Source organism: Streptomyces sp. AP-93 (assembly GCF_022808175.1).
In the GTDB taxonomy this organism is placed as follows: Bacteria; Actinomycetota; Actinomycetes; order Streptomycetales; family Streptomycetaceae; genus Streptomyces.
On sequence record NZ_JALGBX010000077.1, the window covers coordinates 1 to 936 of the forward strand.

Genomic DNA, 936 nt, shown 5'->3' on the forward strand with positions numbered 1-936 from the left:
TTGATGCTGATCTCGCCGTCGGGGGTGACGCGGATCGTCTCGTTCCCGAACCGTTTCCCGGACTCGCCGTCGGCGGCGAGAAACCAGCGTTCGGCTTCCCATCGGGCACGCCACTGCTCCTCCGTAAGCTCGGCTGCGGCCAGATGGTGCCGGGTGTTCGCCAGCCGCTTCCCACCCCGCACCACACGGACCCGCCCGGCCTGCCAGTCTGCGAGAGCGGCTTCATGGCGGGCCTTCAGGACGACGAGACGCCGGGATTTGCGAAACCACTCGCTCCTGGAGTGGTAGCCGCCCGCAGCGCGCTTGCTGCCCTTCGCCCCGATGGGCAGGGACAGGCGGTGCTTCAGCGTCTTGATGCCGGCGTCCAGGTTCTGGATGTGCGCGGTCTGGCAGCGGCGGGCGAGCGCCCACTGATCGTGGCTGGCCTTGGTGATCGCCCCGGCGATCCGCGACGAGGATTCCTTCGTCAGCCCCCGCTTACGGGCCGCCCACGTGTCGGTGGAGTGCTCGGGGCCGTCCGCGCACCGTTGCTTGAGGTCACGGGAAGCCAGGGCGCCCAGATGCGCGCCGACCAGCCGCAGGACTTCCTCGTCCTTGGCGCTCAGGCACTTGAGGCGGTCGCGTACCGCCACACCGGACGGACCGAGCGCCACAAAAGAGGGAGCGATAGTGCGCAACTTCTTGGCCGGCTCAGCCATCGCCGGCCGCCGCCTCCAGCGCCCTGCGCGCCCGGTTCCTTGCGGAACGCTGTCCGTACAAGCGGGCACAAAACGATGTCAATACCTCGACCATGTCGCGGACCAGGTCGTCTTCAACCTCGCCGCCGTCCAGGACTACCAGGCGGCGGCCGGTCGCGGACAGGGCCGCTTCGACGAGTTCGACGTTCATACGGCCAAGGCGGTCCTTGCGCTCCACCACCACGGTCGTGACGTCCGG

The 936-nt window shown here is 68.8% G+C and carries 1 protein-coding gene and 1 pseudogene; both read right to left on the reverse strand.

Annotated elements, in window-relative coordinates:
• A pseudogene (locus MTF69_RS42655) lies at positions 1-698 on the reverse strand (IS200/IS605 family accessory protein TnpB-related protein); the annotation flags it as partial.
• Positions 691-936: recombinase family protein (locus MTF69_RS42660; protein ID WP_243342213.1), on the reverse strand; the 246-nt coding region annotated here is incomplete at its 5' end. The gene MTF69_RS42660 and the pseudogene MTF69_RS42655, both read right to left, overlap by 8 nt.